Origin of the sequence: Vibrio jasicida 090810c, from assembly GCF_002887615.1 — a bacterium.
GTDB classification, from domain to species: Bacteria; Pseudomonadota; Gammaproteobacteria; order Enterobacterales; family Vibrionaceae; genus Vibrio; species Vibrio jasicida.
In genome coordinates this window covers 237,881-252,959 of the sequence record NZ_CP025793.1, presented here as the reverse complement: position 1 = coordinate 252,959, position 15,079 = coordinate 237,881, and the positions used below count along the sequence as shown (strand labels likewise).

Sequence of the window (15,079 nt, the reverse complement as noted above, 5' to 3'; positions counted from 1 at the left end):
ACGAAATTTTCAATCGTTAGTTGTGGGAGGTTGCTATGGAAAAGTACTGTCCAATATGTCAAACAGAGTTGCTCGATAGAAGTCACTATCTTATCTGTCCTAGAAACAATATTGGCGAATGCGCGTATGATGGCTACGAGGATCACCACAACCATTGCTGTCATGAAGTGGGCGAAAACACCCATGAAAAAGAATTGGTCGCTTTAGATTAAACAAATCAAACAGCGACGAAGCATAAAAATGCCACTCAATGTTGAGTGGCATTTTTAATGGTCAGCTCTTCATCTTCGACATCAATAAAAAGCACCACATCTTTCAACATGGTGCTTTTTTGGGGGAAATTCAGGGTTGGCTTAAAGCACGGCCTTGCGGCTTGGTAGGAACACTTCGCCTAACATGCAGCGTACAGAACCACCGCCAATCGATTCGATAGTAGAAACGTCGAATGGCAGCAATTTACCGTGTGTTGCTAATTGATTTCTTTGTGCTGGTGAGAACGCATCGTAAGCCGATTGAGACATAGCAATCACCTTATCGCCGCGTACCGTCTCTAGCTGAAGGATGTTGCCGCAGAACTGGTTCATCTGATCAAGCGAAATAGAAATAACCTGCTTGTCTTTCGCCAATGACTTAAGCACAAAGCGACGCTCAAACTCAGGGATTACTTCGTCACAAATAACGCAGAACTGCTCCCCCACTGCCATCATCACGTTAGTGTGGTAAATCGGTGCACCAGAAGGCAAACGGGTTTGGAAAGAAATCACGCGATCGTAACCAATACGCTTGGCGTAGTCTTCTAACACCAGACGATCACAACGCTGTGAGAGCGCGGCATAGATGGCCTTATTAATGTGATCGAACACCATCACGCCCGTGCTTTCTAGGTAGGCTTCTTCATCTAAATATTCAGTCAGCGAGTCTTGTTGATGCACTTCGCGACCCGCTTGTGCTAATGCAGCGACCAACGCATCAGGCCGAACTTCATATTGACGGTTTTCACATGCCATCGGAAAGGTATACAAAGTGCCTTCTGGGGTAGTGCTAAACCAGTTGTTCGGGAACACCGCATCTGGCGTGGCAATGTCCGATTGAGGGTAATCAAACTCGACGACTTGCACACCTTCTTTGCGCAATATTTCAACCATCGCGGAAAATTCAGCCATAGTGTTACGTGAGACTTCTTCTTGAGTCAGAGAAACTTGGTGTTGAAACTCGTTGTCTTGCGCGGTTTCTTCGTTAAAACGAAACTCTTTCGGCGGCACCATCACAACGCAATTTGCGGTATGACGCAGAGCACTTTGCGTGCTTTCTTCTTTTCCATGTGCATTCTGAGGCACTGATTCGTGTAATAGCATCCAAACATTCCTTTTGACTAGAATGATGAGATTGTAAAATTATTGTTAACTTCAGTTTTACTGTTTTTAATAATAATTCCATTAGTCAAAAGTAATATTTACTGTAAAAAACCACTATAACCCGATTTTTTATCGTCACTTTGAAGGTTTACTGTTTTATGAAGTGTGAATCACATTCTCAAGAATAATGCACCGACTATTAAGCAATAACCAACTAGTTACATTTAAAAGACAATCGGTTAGACTATTTTTTCGCCTCTCTCACATTCGTAACTTTGTCTGCTTTTCTGGCTAGCAGACCACAATATGTCTTACCCCATACTCAGTATTAACTGCTTAGTCCAAGGCAGGAAGAATTGATGAATTCAATGACTGAGATGGGAACCATTAACTTTAGGAAGAGTTATGTTTAAACGATTTGAAGGCTTTACCGAGCCGTTCCCCAAATCACAGCCTGACCAGCCCCCTACTGGGATTTTCGCGTTTTTACGCCACTACACTCGCGGCTTTGAAAAACCGCTGATCATCATGTCGATCATGTCGACCATTGTGGCGATCGTGGAAGTGTCTTTATTTGGTGCCATGGGTCAGTTGGTCGATTGGCTTTCCACCAGCAACCCTGAAACGTTTTTGCAAGACAACAAAGCAGAGCTGATGTTTTACGGCGCGTTGTTACTGATTGTCATGCCCATTTTGGTGGTTGTGTATTCTTTGTTGATTCACCAAACCTTGCTTGGTAACTACCCTATGTCGGTGCGTTGGTTGGCACACCGCTATTTACTCAATCAAAGCCTGAACTTCTATCAAGATGATTTTGCGGGACGTGTTGCCACCAAAGTAATGCAAACCTCACTGGCCGTGCGTGAGACCGTCATGAAAACGATGGACGTCTTTGTTTATGTGTCTGTCTACTTCACCAGCATGATCGTGATGTTAGCCGCAGCAGATTGGCGTTTAATGATTCCAATGATCATTTGGTTATTGGCTTATATTGCCATTCAAGTGCATTTTGTTCCGAAACTGAAAGACGTTGCGTCTGAACAAGCGGACGCTCGATCTACCATGACAGGTCGTATTGTCGATAGTTACACGAATATTCAGACGGTAAAGCTGTTCTCGCATAGTAAGCGTGAAACCGACTACGCCGAAGAGGGTATGAAAGGCTTCTTAAATACCGTGTACCGTCAAATGCGTTTGGTGACTGGTTTTGATATCGCGGTTGAGATTTCAAATTACCTGCTGGTTTTCTCGGTAGCGGCTCTGTCAATTTACTTGTGGCTAGACAGCGCGATCAGTGTCGGTGCCATCGCGATTGCGGTCAGTTTAGCACTGCGCGTGAACGGCATGTCAATGTGGATCATGTGGGAGGTCGGTGCTCTATTTGAAAACATGGGCACGGTTGTCGATGGGATAAAGACACTGTCCAAACCTATCGATATTAAAGACAAAGCTGATGCAAAAGATCTGCAAGTTTCTCAAGGTGGTATCCACTTTGACAACGTCAGCTTCCACTACGGTGAAAACAAGGGCGTGATAAGCAACCTCGACCTCAATATCAAACCAGGAGAGAAAGTCGGCCTGGTCGGGCGTTCAGGGGCTGGTAAATCCACCTTAGTGAACCTGTTGCTGCGTTTTCATGATGTTGAAGAAGGCAGTATCAAGATTGACGGACAAGAGATATCAAGTGTCACACAAGACTCGCTACGTTCAAATATCGGCATGGTGACACAAGATACGTCACTGCTGCACCGTTCGATTCGTGACAACATCTTGTATGGCAACCCAGATGCAAGCGAAGAAGACCTGATCAAAGCCACCAAGCAAGCGCACGCGCATGAGTTTATCGAAACCCTAACTGACCCGTTTGGCAACATTGGATACGACGCACAAGTAGGTGAACGTGGTGTGAAACTGTCTGGTGGTCAACGCCAACGTATCGCCATTTCGCGAGTACTGCTAAAAGACGCACCTCTGCTGGTACTTGATGAAGCGACTTCAGCACTGGATTCAGAAGTTGAAGCGGCAATTCAAGAAAGCTTGAACGAGCTCATGCAGGGTAAAACGGTTATTGCTATTGCACACCGTTTGTCGACCATTGCGCAAATGGATCGCCTGATAGTGCTCGATAAAGGTAACGTGGTTGAACAAGGGACTCATAAAGAGCTGATTGCCAACAACGGCATTTATGCTCAGCTTTGGGCACACCAGACCGGTGGTTTTCTTGGAGAAGAATCCAATAGCTAAATCTCTTTCAAAAAAAGAGACCAACAGAAACGGCGCTTCAAGCGCCGTTTTTTTTACCTTCTGTCTACTAAGGTAATTTTGATAACCCCAAACAAAAGGTGATCGAGATCACTTAAAATCTCACATATGAAACAATAATATAGGTGCATATCACATTTTTTCTGTTAATATAGCGCCCCGTTGCGTATTCGAAAGCAGTGGACACAACGCAGAGTATTGAGCTGGCTTCATTTGTTATTTCACTTTTTGAGAAACAGCTATACTCAATCGATGGCTTAGTTATTAATCTAATAATAAGGTAATTAGCTTATGTGCAAATGTGGTTCAATGCAGATCGTACAAGTAAAACAAAGTTGGGCAGATAAACTATTCGGCTACTCAGAGCGCTGGAAATGCCAACTTTGCTGTAAGATCTTCCGCTTCTAAAAGACCAAAAAAGACGCTTAGATTTTCTAAGAAAAAGCAGTGGCCCGACAATGATTGTCGGGTTTTGTTTTTTTGGCCTTTATCAACATTGTGCTTCTTTATCACCACGCCTTACCCAATCGATTATTCTCACAACCTAGCATCTCGGTGTGACTTAGGTATAGAATCATGTCCACTTATTCCTTCTTCAATTCATACATAATCGCTCACTATGAACAAAAGTTTGCTGACTAATATCCTTGCTATCGCTCTGATGGGTGCAGGATACCAAATTCAAAACGATTACCTTTGGTATGCAGGTTTGTTTGCGTTTTCTGGCGCAATTACCAACTGGCTAGCCATCCACATGCTGTTTGAGAAAGTTCCAGGGCTTTATGGTTCTGGCGTTATTCCTGCACGGTTCGAGGAGTTTAAGCTGGCCATCAAAAACTTGATGATGGAGCAGTTCTTTACCGAAGCAAACATCGACCGTTTCCTTAATAAAGAAATGGCAGGAGGCGTAAACATCAACCTTCAACCTGTCATCGAAAAAGTGGACTTAAACCCAGCGTTTGATTCACTTGTCGAAGTCATCGAAGGCTCACAGTTTGGAGGTATGCTTGCAATGTTTGGGGGCACAGAAGCCCTGCAACCAATGAGACAACCGTTTGTTGAAAAGATGCAGGAATCAATTGTAGAACTGAGCCAAAGCGACACCATCAAAGCAGCGTTAAAAGATCAATTAGAATCGCCAGCGATGATGGATGAAATCAAACAAAACATTGAAAGCATTATTGATCAGCGGCTAAGTGAGTTGACGCCCGCTCTTGTTAAAGAAATCGTGCAGAAGATGATAAAAGAGCACTTGGGTTGGCTAGTCGTCTGGGGCGGTGTTTTTGGTGGTTTAATTGGTATTTTAACCACCTACGTTAGCGCATAAGCATTTATCTACCTGATATAACAAAGGAGCCAGTAGGCTCCTTTTTTGTACCTAGCATTTAGCCTTAGTTAGCTTAACAGCTCTGGATTAACGCCAAACCCCGTTTTATGCTCTTCGATCACCACTTCGCTACGAGTCTGAATCACACCAGGCAACGTCCCAAGCTTACTCGACATGAACTCTTGATAAGCTTTCATATTCCTTACTCTTACCTTAATCATGGTGTCAAAATCACCAGACAATGAATAGCACTCTTCAATCTCTGGCATCAGCTCTACGGCTTTAGCAAATTTTTCAAAAATCGAAAAGCTGGTTTGATCGAGACGAATATGGATAAAAACTTGTACATCTAAACCTAACTTTTCCGCATTAAGTTCGGCGTGATAGCCATTAATATAGCCTTCTTTTTCGAGTCTTTTGACTCTCTCAGAGCATGGAGACGTGGTTAAATTGACTTGTTTTGCCAATTCAACGATCGGAATTCGGCCTCGAGAATGCAGAATCCTTAAAATCTGTAAATCAATTCTGTCTAGTTGATAACTCATTAACCACATCCTTTTAACAACTTAGGAGCCTTCAGATTAATAGTTACTATTCAGTTTGCAAATAGTGAAAGAGAGAACGTGTGAAACCTGCATACATTTAACGATTGCCATGTACAAAAAAGTGTCAAACGTTCAAAAAATGAAAACATTCATATGCCAAATTTATAGATACGCAGACCAATATAGGTAACTTTATTAATAAGATAATTTTGTTAACGAAAAAATGGAATGATGAACTTTGGAGAGAAAAATACGAGCTTTAAAGAAAAGAAATGAGCCAAATAGTAAGGTAATAATAGGCAAAAATAATGAGGAGAAAGCAATGTTAACCCTACAACTCGCGTACAAACCATTTGGTGTTGGCGAATGGACGTACACGACCGTTTCACACGAAGTCGCAAAGTCTCTGGCGTCTGAATATGCCTCTTACGGCTGGCCAGTTATGATCGACGGATTACCATTTGCTACCGAGAAAGAACTCGCAGCCTAAACGCCGGTTACATTATCGCTGATGTCTGTCGCGCTGGATGCTGAACTAATTCACCAATAGCGCGATGGTTACAGCAACGACAATAATATTGAGGCTCCATTTCGTAATAGTGTTCACCTGTTACAAATTTGGCCATCAGCTGCGTAAAGCTCACCACTTTGCCGCTCAGTGTCGCAATTTGCTCTGGTTCACAACGCTTCATGATCACTTTATGCTGCGTTGATCTTCTACAAGCTGAGCAATAAATATCTGGCATTACATCTCTCCCTGCTTTTTCCTGTGCTACTGACAATTGACATATTTTGTTCAAAATAATTCCACAATAAAAAAGCCCCATTGTTTTTTTGTGTCCCACCTCCAAAAAATCCCTTTTCAGTGGTCAAATTATGAGACCTTGGTCAGACCTCAACTTTCATTCCTCAACTATGAAAAATAACGCTTATGTATGTAATTCTACGCGACATAGCACATAAGTTATTATTGCCGTTTGTTTTTATTCAAAAGCGATTGGCGACGGCTGACAATTATCAAGCCCCCCATCATCACCGGTTCAAATTTCAGCGATTTACAGTGTGAATTTCATCCAAAAATAATAGAGAATCACAAGGATAGGAATTAGTTGAACCCACTTTTATTTGGTAAAGCCATGCTATTGTTCAGCGTTTCTGCCCAATAAAAATAACTGACAAGGAAGTCACCGATGATCCACATTACTTTTGTTCGTCATGGACGTTCACAAGCGGATGATTTACGCGTTCACGAAGGGCGCTTTGATAGTCCGCTCACCGAAGTAGGGATTCAACAAGCCGAAAATCGCGCGAAACAATTTGCCGAAGAAGGGCGAAAGTACGATGCGATTTTAAGTAGCTCAATGCAGCGTGCACGTCATGTTGGAGAGATATTTTCTACACACCTAAATGTCCCTATGACCACACATGATGAATTGATGGAGCGTGATAACGGCCCTTTGCAAGGGCTACCTTTTAGCGAATCTCAACACAAATACCCTATGGCTGATTTCGTCAACCCGTACCAACCTTGCGTTGTCTCTGCCAATGAAGGGGAAAGCGGTGTGGAACTTTTTGCACGTGCTAGCCTTGCTCTTCAGTCCATCATAAGAAGAGGCCGTGGCCGTTACTTGGTGGTCTCCCACGGCCGTTTTATGAGCGCCATGTTCAATGTGATTTGCGGCAACCAACCTAGAGCGAATGAAGCTGGAGTTCAATTCGCATTTCACGATTTAGGCTACTTCGATACTACCTACCGACCTGATCTTGATGTGTGGGTCATTCAATCTGTAAGGTGATGCCGTTATGCCAACACAACCAAAACTCTTTACTGAACGACTCATTCTGCGACCTTTTCAGCATGAAGATAGTGAACGCGTCGCTTTACTCGCGGGTGAAAAAATCATCGCAGATATGACCGCGAACATTCCACATCCTTATGGGCTGTCTATGGCGAAAGCATGGATTGAAGGACATGAGCCAACGTACGACGAGCGCAGAGGTGTCGTCTACGCGATTACCTTGCGTGAGTCAGGAGAGTTATTAGGGGCCGTGAGCATACCGAGAATTGAGGATGGTTATGGCACTTTAGGATATTGGCTAGGTGTCCCTTACTGGGGGAAGGGTTACGCGTTTGAAGCTACGAACGCCCTAATCGAGTTCGCACGTGTCGACTTTGAGTTAGCCGGAATTAAGGTACTGCACTTAGTAGAAAACCACCGTTCCAAATCGGTGATAAACAAACTCAATGTACCTTATGTCGAAAACACTTGGGTTGGTCCTAAAGGGGCTGAGCGTGAAGTTTGTGTCTATCAAAAAACGTTCGTTTGAAGGGACAAAAAAGCCAGCGATGATGCTGGCTTTTCTCTATCTTAGTCTTGAGCGACTTTCACGCGGATTTTGCTTTTCGCGACGCTAGAAAGGTTTAGCGCTTCTAGTGCAGCAATTGCTTCTGCTTCATCTGGCATGATCACAAAACCAAACCCTTTCGATAGACCCGTTTCTTGATCAAGAACCAGAGTACAAAGTTCTACTTTGCCGTGCGCTGAGAATAATGTGCGCATATCTTGCTCGGTCGTTTCACGAGCCAAGTTTCTTACTAAAAGTTTCATAATGAACCTAGTTGGTTTAATAACCGTACGATTCTCTCAGGTTCTTCCAAGCAAACCAAGCGAATAATATTGTACTAACGACTAGATCATTCTAAGTACATCTGATTAAATGATTTTTCGTTCATTTTTCACCCAAAGGAGAATCGATATGGAAACGAAACGTCTTAAGTTAGTCCCTGCTTGTTTGGAACGTGCAGAAGAAGCACATCAAGCGGTTGTGCGCAGCCAGAAGACGCTCGAAACGTACCTTCCTTGGGTGCCACATGTGCTCACACTAGAAGCCATGATTGAGGGAACAGAAAAAGCCATCGCCAACTTTGAAAACTTCGAAGAGGAATTACGTTACTTCATCATCGAAAAGGAAAGCGATCGCTTAATTGGCGCCGTAGGCTTGATGATTAGAGACCAAGAAGTACCAGCATTTGAGATCGGTTACTGGTTAGATGATACCGCAGTGGGCAATGGTTACATCTCCGAAGCGGTGCTTGAACTAGAGCGCTACGCGTTTGAAGATCTTGGTGCGAGGCGCATTGCTATTACGGCAGATTCAACCAACCTAAAAAGCCGCGCCGTCGCAGAGCGTTGTGGCTATGATTTTGAAGGCGAGTTGAGACACGACCGCCTGTCTACCTCAGGGGAATTGAGCAACACTGTAGTTTACTCAAAAATCCGCAACTAAACGGTTTGTTATCAAGCTGCCTGTTATTAAACTTTTTTCTATTGAATATAACGCCATAAGAATAAGCCTCACGAAGAGGCTTATTCTTATTTAACCGGTTTTTAATGCGCTGCTTAGGCGCTAATTATAGAGCACGAATGCGCACAATTTCGTCTTGCTCAATCCCCAAAGATTCAAGGAATTTTTGGTGCTCAGCAGGCTCCATCTCTTCAAATTTCTGGTGCCATGTCACCATGTCGTTTTCAGAGAAACCCGCAGCTTGCATGATTTGTACCCAACGTTCTTTAGTCACAATATTATCCTCTATCAGTTGTGGTTCTTGTAATAGCACCATGATCGCTTTTTGCTGCGCTCGTAGGTTTTGAATCTCGCGTTCGAGCTCATTGAAATGGTCTTTCAAGATCTCCGCTTGAGATTTGCCTTTCTGTGCCAACAAAGTGCGTATGCTGGAAATCGGTAACCCATAAGAACGATAAGACGAGATCGTTTTTAAACGCTGCATCTCTTTTTCTCCATACCATCGATAACCGTTTTCTGAACGATGTGCAGGCGCTAGCAAGCCTTCACGCTCATAGTAAAGAATCGTAGTACGGGAGAGTCCACACTCTCTGGCCAGTTGGGTTATGGTTAGCATAGTGGCTCCTTTTGTCGGTACAGACATAGCATCAGCCCTACACTGATAGACGGGTCAACACGTTTTTTTACTATATCTCAGAAATTCTCTAATTGAGGTGTTAGTGGTCATTCAAATTGCTATCGAACAAACACAAAAAAGCCCGCGATGGTCGCGGGCTTTGTTTTCACTTGAGAATGATTAGTCTAGTTCAACCAACTTCTTCTGGTACTCTTTGTGTTGCTCTAGTACGTCTTGCGCAGCACCGCCAGTCATTTTGCTCACAACCACGATAGCGATAGTAGAGAAGATGATGCCCGGTACGATTTCGTACACATCGAACCAACCGCCTGTTAGCTGTTTCCAAACCACGATAGTCACACCACCGATTAGGATACCTGCTAGTGCGCCGTTACGGTTCATACCGCTCCAGTAAAGGCTAAGTACAACTGCCGGACCAAACGCAGCACCAAAGCCTGCCCAAGCGTAAGATACAAGACCTAAAACAGAGCTATCTGGCGTCATTGCTAGGAATAGCGCGATAAGAGAAATCACGATAACGCCTACACGACCAATCATTACCACTTCTTCAGACGTTGCATCTGGCTTAATCACTTGCTTGTAGAAGTCTTCAGCAAGAGCTGATGAAGATACTAGAAGCTGTGAATCTGCAGTACTCATTACCGCCGCAAGAATTGCCGCCAGTAGGATACCTGCAATCACTGGGTGGAATACCGTATTCACCAATAGCATGAAGATTTTCTCACCATCATCCAGTTGGGTACCAGGGTGACCTGTTACCCACACTAGACCAACAAGACCCACAAGCATTGCACCCGCCATAGACAGCGCAGTCCAACCCACAGCGATACGACGCGCTGTTGTTAGGTCTTTGTTTGAACGAGAAGCTTTAAAACGCGCTAGGATATGTGGCTGACCAAAGTAGCCTAGGCCCCAAGCCGCTAGCGAAATGATCGCGATAGCCGATAGAGGTTCACCTTTCACATCGTTCCATAGCGTTAATAGCTCTGGGTTGATGTTGTGCATGTCAGTCGCTAGTTGACCTAGACCGCCGTCCATTACAGCAACAGGCACAATCATCAGTGCCGCCGCCATCAATAGACCTTGTACTAAATCCGTCCAAGATACCGCCAGGAAGCCACCAAATAGCGTGTACGAAACCACACACACGGTACCGATGATAACGGCAATGCTGTAATCCAAGCCGAATACGGTTTCAAACAGTTTACCCCCTGCAACCAAGCCTGAGCTGGTGTAGAAAAGGAAGAATAAAAGAATGAAGAACGCAGAGATTGTCTGAATCAGTTTCGACTTATCGTTGAAGCGACGCGACAGGAACTCAGGCAGCGTTAGTGAATCGGTTTGAATACTATACGTACGTAGACGCTTCGCATTGATCAACCAGTTTGCCCACGTACCCAGTAGCAGACCACCCGCTAGCCAGAACGCTTCGATACCTGCTGCATACGCATACCCCGGAAGACCCAGCAGCAACCAACCACTCATGTCTGATGCGCCCGCAGAGAGTGCCGCTGGCCATGGACCAAGGCTACGACCACCTAGGAAGTAGTCAGATGAATTGGAAGTCCTCTTATACGCGTAAACGCCAATGGCAACCATAATTAGTAAATACGCCACAAAAGTGGTCGTGATAGCAAAGCTATTTTCTATCATTTGATAGTCCTCGTTATAATTATTTCCTTCCTTGTTTCTTCGGGTATTTTGCCGTCTCAGCAATACACCAGAACAAGAGATACCAACCCGAGTAAGCTCTCAGGCTCTTTTATTCAGATTGGTATCACAAGTCAGGTTAGTGGGAGTCGCTTCCCAACTCGAGTAGAGTCGCGTTACCGCCCACTGCTGTAATATTTATCGTTCGAGTACGCTCAGTAATGAAGCGCAACGACAGATGAGGATCATGAGTCAATGTCGGTGACTCTAAATCCGTTTCAGAAACTAAACCGACGATGGCACCGTCACGCTTAGCCAGTTGCAGGTTAAGCGCATGCTCAACCTGTGAATGCCCAACATAACCAACACTACGTACGTCGCTGTCTAACAGCGGGGAAGACGCGTCGTACGCAACCACTTGGATTAAGTTAGATGGGAAGTTTGCTGACGTTACAGCCTGCTTAACCATCTGATTAAGTTCTGTATTGTCACTACAAATCACCACGCTGTTGCCCGCAATCAGGGCACAGGTGATCATTGCAAAAGTGCTGTACAGTGCGTTCTCAGTATTCGCTAGGTTGTTTTCACAAACGACCAAAGCCACACCACGCCCCGCCGCGTACAGCTCGTTAGTTTCGCCCGTAGGGCCCACTAACTGATGAGTTTCTGCTAACAGAGCTGACGCTTGTTGCAAGTGGTAAGACACCACTTTGCCAGCCACGCTATGCTGCTCTTCTATCGCAGATTTAAATGCCAGCAAATGCTCACATTTGTAATCAAAATCGGTCAGATTCCACTGCTCCCAAGCAGAGAATGCATCTTTAAAATACGTGATCTGATGAACCATAATACGACTCCTTACGCCTTCTCTGCTTGAACAAGATGTTGTTTAGTGAAGCGGTATAGGTAATGAGGACCACCCGCCTTCGGACCTGTACCAGACAAACCTTGACCACCAAATGGCTGAACGCCAACGACTGCACCAACCTGATCGCGGTTGATGTAGCAGTTACCCACGCGAGCGTGTTTTTCAATCCAACGGTAAGTGGTTTCATTACGGCTGTGGATGCCCATTGTGAGGCCAAAACCGGTTTGGTTGATTTGCTCAACCACGTTTGGCAACTCAGACGCTTTAAAGCGAACAATGTGCAAGATAGGGCCGAATTGCTCTTCTTTCAGAACATCAATGCCCGAGATTTCGAACGCACTTGGCGACACAAAATCACCGTGCTGGCACGCTTCATCCAATTGCAATTGAGCAACTTTGGTTTGTGTGCTTGTCATGTGCTCTAGGTGAGAAAGGAGTTTATTTTTTGCATTGCTGTCGATAACCGGCCCTACATCCGTTTTGTGTAGGTAAGGAATACCAACATGCAGCTCATTCATTGCACCTTGGATAAGGTTGATGATGCGGTCCGCAACGTCTTCTTGAACGAACAGAACACGCAGAGCAGAACAGCGTTGACCTGCAGAAGCGAAAGCGGAACGAATCACGTCACGCACAACTTGTTCTGGTAGTGCCGTACTATCCACAATCATGGCGTTTTGACCGCCAGTTTCAGCGATAAACGGGACTGGCTTCGCGCTGCGCTCGGCAAGCGTCACGTTGATGCGCTGCGCCGTTGCCGTCGAACCAGTAAATGCTACACCTGCAATCGCATCATGAGACGTTAGTGCATGACCAATTTCACCACCACGACCCGGCAATAGCTGAATCACGCCCGCTGGGAAGCCGGCTTCTAACATCAATTCGATCGCACGCGCCGCAACTAAGTTAGTTTGCTCAGCGGGCTTAGCCACAACTGTGTTACCTGCAACCAATGCCGCGGTGATTTGACCAAGGAAAATCGCTAATGGGAAGTTCCATGGGCTGATACAAACGAATACGCCCAAACCTTCGCGGCTAGACATGCGTTTCACGCCATCAAAACCTTCCAACTCGAACGGCTGGAGGTTTTGCGCTTGCTTCGCGTAGTAACGACAGAAGTCGACCGCTTCACGCACTTCATCAATACTATCGTGAATCGTCTTACCCGCTTCTTGGTGACAAATCGCCACCAGCTCAGCCAAGTTTTCTTCCATCAGATCCGCAAGCTTATCTAGGCACGCCGCTTTTAGTTCAATTGCGGTGCCTTTCCACTCTGGGAATACAGCATCAGCCGCTTCGATTGCAGCAGAAACATGATCAAGGCTTGCGAAAGCCACCTGACCCACTTCAATACGACGATCGTAAGGGGCAGTAATGATCTCTGCGGAGTTTTCCTTGATCATGCTTTCGGCATGTTTCACGCCATTGATGATCGGACCCGCAGTCCACTTCTGGGTTAGGAAGCTTTCAACCTGCGCTTCAAACGGCTTCGCTTCGCTATCAATATCAACGTTCACACCGTATGAGTTTTTGCGCTCAGGGAAAATACCAGTTGGCATTGGAATTTGACCGTTGTGCAAAGTATCAAAAGAGGTCAGCACATCAACAGGGTGATGCGTCAGCTCTGAAATTGGACAACGCGCGTCCACTAAACGGTGCACAAACGAACTGTTCGCGCCGTTTTCTAGTAAGCGACGAACTAAGTAAGGCAGTAGATCCGCATGGCTACCGACTGGCGCGTAAATACGCACTGGCTGACCATAAGTGTCCATTACATGGTTATAAAGCGAATCGCCCATACCATGCAGACGTTGGAATTCGTAATCTTTGTGCTCTGCCATCACAGCAATTGCAGTAACAGTGTGCGCGTTGTGACTAGCAAACTGCGGGAAGATATTACCGCGCACGCCTTCACTTAGTAGGAAGCGTGCACACGCGAGGTAAGCAACATCCGTCGCTTCTTTGCGCGTGTAAACAGGGTAATTCTCGTAACCCGCTTGTTGCGACCACTTAATTTCGCTGTCCCAGTACGCACCTTTCACGAGACGCAGTGGGATAAGATCGCCCTGCTCTTTCGCTAAACCGTTCAACCATGCCAATACTGGCAGCGCACGTTTCGAGTAGGCTTGAACCACAAGACCAAACTTGCCCCAGCCTTTGAGTAGATCGCTACGGTACAGTTTTTCGAACAGCTTCAGTGACAGTTCAAGACGGTCTGCTTCTTCTGCATCAATCGTGATGGCAACATCCACTTCGATAGCGCGCTTAAGCAGTTGCGTCAGCGTATCGTAAAGCTCAGTCATCACGCGTTCTTCATTCGCTACTTCGTAACGTGGGTGAAGTGCTGAAAGCTTGATAGAAACAGAAGGCGCAGGACTCGTGTCACTGCCATACGTTTCTCGACCTACGGCTTCAATCGCCATTAGGTAGTCTTTGAAGTACTTACTTGCGTCTGCCGTGGTTAGCGCCGCTTCACCCAACATATCGAATGAGTAAGTGAAACCTTTGTCGCGCATTGGCCGACCGTTCTTTTGTGCTTCTTCAATCGTACGACCACGTACAAACTGGTGACCCATGATCTTCATTGCCTGATACATGGCTTTACGAATCACAGGTTCAGAGAATTTGTTCACCAGACGGTTTACAGCCTGACTTGGGCTCTGGGTTTCTTGGTCACCAATGCCAATCACTTTACCTGTCAGCATCAAACCCCAAGTTGAAGCGTTAACGAAGACAGAATCTGAACTCTTAAGGTGAGATTTCCAATCCGCAACACTTAACTTGTCTTTAATCAGTGCATCGGCCGTCGCTGAATCCGGAATACGCATCAACGCTTCTGCAAGACACATCAACAAGATGCCTTCTTGAGTATCTAGGCTGTATTCCAACAACAGCGCATCAATCATCTGAATTGACTTCTTATCGGCACGAATGGCTTCGATAAGCTGAGTTGTTTGGGTCGTGATTGCCGACTTTTCTTCCGCTGTCGGCGTTGCTAGTGGCAATAATTGCTCTAGCCATTGAGACTCGTCCACCATGTACAATGGCGAGATCAGTGACCACAACTTATCAAGCGGTTGCTCGATAAATTCCGGTGTTAACACGTTTGTTGCAGTAAACATGCGTTTT

14 protein-coding genes are annotated in these 15,079 nt (G+C 45.4%); 6 read left to right on the top strand and 8 right to left on the bottom strand.

The genetic code is table 11. The features are described from left to right. Positions 1-353: 353 nt before the first annotated feature. Positions 354-1,355 carry an arginine deiminase-related protein gene (locus C1S73_RS18745; RefSeq protein ID WP_038871533.1) on the bottom strand — a complete coding sequence of 334 codons (1,002 nt, stop codon included), beginning with the start codon at positions 1,353-1,355 and terminating at the stop codon, positions 354-356. Between the two features lie 405 nt (positions 1,356-1,760). Between C1S73_RS18745 and C1S73_RS18740 the strand changes: the two genes are divergently transcribed. Together C1S73_RS18740 and C1S73_RS18735 are read left to right on the top strand one after the other, a co-directional pair. Continuing rightward, entirely contained in the window at positions 1,761-3,599 is a 1,839-nt protein-coding gene (locus C1S73_RS18740) for an ABC transporter ATP-binding protein (protein ID WP_038871534.1), read from the top strand. Between the two features lie 637 nt (positions 3,600-4,236). Further along, positions 4,237-4,944, top strand: a complete 708-nt coding sequence (locus C1S73_RS18735) for a DUF445 domain-containing protein (protein ID WP_038871536.1) — start codon at positions 4,237-4,239, stop codon at positions 4,942-4,944. A 68-nt stretch (positions 4,945-5,012) separates the two neighbouring features. Here C1S73_RS18735 and C1S73_RS18730 read toward each other — a convergent pair whose 3' ends face one another. Beyond that, complete coding sequence (locus C1S73_RS18730) at positions 5,013-5,489, bottom strand: Lrp/AsnC family transcriptional regulator (RefSeq protein WP_038871538.1); 477 nt, start codon at positions 5,487-5,489, stop codon at positions 5,013-5,015. Between the two features lie 322 nt (positions 5,490-5,811). Here C1S73_RS18730 and C1S73_RS18725 point away from each other — a divergent pair, with 322 nt between their 5' ends. After that, positions 5,812-5,979: a hypothetical protein gene (locus C1S73_RS18725; protein ID WP_005428989.1), complete on the top strand. Its 168-nt coding sequence runs from the start codon at positions 5,812-5,814 to the stop codon at positions 5,977-5,979. A gap of 7 nt (positions 5,980-5,986) precedes the next feature. On the opposite strand, the gene C1S73_RS18720 is transcribed toward C1S73_RS18725, so the two are convergent. Then, complete coding sequence (locus tag C1S73_RS18720) at positions 5,987-6,235, bottom strand: hypothetical protein (protein ID WP_038871541.1); 249 nt, start codon at positions 6,233-6,235, stop codon at positions 5,987-5,989. Between the two features lie 444 nt (positions 6,236-6,679). On the opposite strand from C1S73_RS18720, the gene C1S73_RS18715 reads away from it, so the two are divergent. Together C1S73_RS18715 and C1S73_RS18710 are read left to right on the top strand one after the other, a co-directional pair. After that, positions 6,680-7,285 carry a histidine phosphatase family protein gene (locus C1S73_RS18715; RefSeq protein ID WP_038871543.1) on the top strand — a complete coding sequence of 202 codons (606 nt, stop codon included), beginning with the start codon at positions 6,680-6,682 and terminating at the stop codon, positions 7,283-7,285. Positions 7,286-7,292: 7 nt separating this feature from the next. Further along, positions 7,293-7,817 (top strand): GNAT family N-acetyltransferase, encoded by a 525-nt coding sequence (locus C1S73_RS18710; protein WP_038871545.1) that lies wholly within the window; start codon positions 7,293-7,295, stop codon positions 7,815-7,817. A 41-nt stretch (positions 7,818-7,858) separates the two neighbouring features. On the opposite strand, the gene C1S73_RS18705 is transcribed toward C1S73_RS18710, so the two are convergent. Continuing rightward, the gene (locus C1S73_RS18705; RefSeq protein ID WP_038871547.1) at positions 7,859-8,098 is read right to left on the bottom strand and encodes an RNA recognition motif domain-containing protein; all 240 of its coding nucleotides are present in this window, start codon (positions 8,096-8,098) and stop codon (positions 7,859-7,861) included. A gap of 148 nt (positions 8,099-8,246) precedes the next feature. Between C1S73_RS18705 and C1S73_RS18700 the strand changes: the two genes are divergently transcribed. After that, positions 8,247-8,777 (top strand): GNAT family N-acetyltransferase, encoded by a 531-nt coding sequence (locus tag C1S73_RS18700; RefSeq protein ID WP_038871549.1) that lies wholly within the window; start codon positions 8,247-8,249, stop codon positions 8,775-8,777. Positions 8,778-8,901: 124 nt separating this feature from the next. On the opposite strand, the gene C1S73_RS18695 is transcribed toward C1S73_RS18700, so the two are convergent. The 4 genes from C1S73_RS18695 to putA form a co-directional block, all read right to left on the bottom strand. Next, positions 8,902-9,411 carry a MerR family transcriptional regulator gene (locus tag C1S73_RS18695; protein WP_038871551.1) on the bottom strand — a complete coding sequence of 170 codons (510 nt, stop codon included), beginning with the start codon at positions 9,409-9,411 and terminating at the stop codon, positions 8,902-8,904. A gap of 180 nt (positions 9,412-9,591) precedes the next feature. Then, a complete protein-coding gene (gene putP, locus C1S73_RS18690) occupies positions 9,592-11,085 on the bottom strand; it encodes a sodium/proline symporter PutP (protein ID WP_038871553.1) in 1,494 nt (497 codons plus the stop codon). Positions 11,086-11,221: 136 nt separating this feature from the next. Next, positions 11,222-11,929 carry a 1-pyrroline-5-carboxylate dehydrogenase gene (locus tag C1S73_RS18685; protein WP_038871556.1) on the bottom strand — a complete coding sequence of 236 codons (708 nt, stop codon included), beginning with the start codon at positions 11,927-11,929 and terminating at the stop codon, positions 11,222-11,224. Between the two features lie 11 nt (positions 11,930-11,940). Further along, positions 11,941-15,072 (bottom strand): bifunctional proline dehydrogenase/L-glutamate gamma-semialdehyde dehydrogenase PutA, encoded by a 3,132-nt coding sequence (putA, locus tag C1S73_RS18680; RefSeq protein WP_038871558.1) that lies wholly within the window; start codon positions 15,070-15,072, stop codon positions 11,941-11,943. Between the last annotated feature and the right edge of the window lie 7 nt (positions 15,073-15,079).

Bases quoted from the DNA above. Each gene is read 5' to 3' on its own strand.
- C1S73_RS18735 (WP_038871536.1), top strand. From the start codon at position 4,237: ATGAACAAAAGTTTGCTGACTAATATCCTTGCTATCGCTCTGATGGGT.
- C1S73_RS18705 (WP_038871547.1), bottom strand. From the start codon at position 8,098: ATGAAACTTTTAGTAAGAAACTTGGCTCGTGAAACGACCGAGCAAGAT.
- C1S73_RS18695 (WP_038871551.1), bottom strand. From the start codon at position 9,411: ATGCTAACCATAACCCAACTGGCCAGAGAGTGTGGACTCTCCCGTACT.
- C1S73_RS18700 (WP_038871549.1), top strand. From the start codon at position 8,247: ATGGAAACGAAACGTCTTAAGTTAGTCCCTGCTTGTTTGGAACGTGCA.
- putA (WP_038871558.1), bottom strand. From the start codon at position 15,072: ATGTTTACTGCAACAAACGTGTTAACACCGGAATTTATCGAGCAACCG.
- C1S73_RS18730 (WP_038871538.1), bottom strand. From the start codon at position 5,489: ATGAGTTATCAACTAGACAGAATTGATTTACAGATTTTAAGGATTCTG.
- C1S73_RS18740 (WP_038871534.1), top strand. From the start codon at position 1,761: ATGTTTAAACGATTTGAAGGCTTTACCGAGCCGTTCCCCAAATCACAG.
- C1S73_RS18745 (WP_038871533.1), bottom strand. From the start codon at position 1,355: ATGCTATTACACGAATCAGTGCCTCAGAATGCACATGGAAAAGAAGAA.
- C1S73_RS18685 (WP_038871556.1), bottom strand. From the start codon at position 11,929: ATGGTTCATCAGATCACGTATTTTAAAGATGCATTCTCTGCTTGGGAG.
- C1S73_RS18725 (WP_005428989.1), top strand. From the start codon at position 5,812: ATGTTAACCCTACAACTCGCGTACAAACCATTTGGTGTTGGCGAATGG.
- C1S73_RS18715 (WP_038871543.1), top strand. From the start codon at position 6,680: ATGATCCACATTACTTTTGTTCGTCATGGACGTTCACAAGCGGATGAT.
- C1S73_RS18720 (WP_038871541.1), bottom strand. From the start codon at position 6,235: ATGCCAGATATTTATTGCTCAGCTTGTAGAAGATCAACGCAGCATAAA.
- C1S73_RS18710 (WP_038871545.1), top strand. From the start codon at position 7,293: ATGCCAACACAACCAAAACTCTTTACTGAACGACTCATTCTGCGACCT.
- putP (WP_038871553.1), bottom strand. From the start codon at position 11,085: ATGATAGAAAATAGCTTTGCTATCACGACCACTTTTGTGGCGTATTTA.